We start from the raw sequence: 234 nt of genomic DNA, 5'->3' as shown, positions 1-234 counted from the left end.
CCACTTTTAGCGTATTGTTGCCGCTACCTACTATTGCAGGAGACAAATACGAGGTATGGCAAGACTCTAACGATATGACGATGCTTGAGCAGCAAGATAGTTACGTGCTGCTTGTGCACGGCGCTCACCTAGGGCCATGTTGTATTCACGGCTACCGCGCTCCTCGGTATGACCTGCGATTACAACACCAGCCGCTGGATTTGAGTTTAGTAGACTCACGTGCTGGTTAAGGAC

At 50.4% G+C, this 234-nt stretch carries 1 protein-coding gene; it reads right to left on the bottom strand.

Going from position 1 to position 234, the window contains the following annotated elements:
* Window positions 1–66 precede the first annotated feature (66 nt).
* Entirely contained in the window at window positions 67–219 is a 153-nt protein-coding gene (locus SB752_RS33290; protein ID WP_410719642.1) for an OmpA family protein, read from the bottom strand.
* Window positions 220–234: the final 15 nt, after the last annotated feature.

It is taken from the genome of Brevibacillus sp. SIMBA_040, from assembly GCF_046535075.1.
GTDB lineage: Bacteria > Bacillota > Bacilli > Brevibacillales > Brevibacillaceae > Brevibacillus.
The sequence above is the reverse complement of the archived record's forward strand: the minus strand, read 5'-3'. Positions and strand labels throughout refer to the sequence as shown.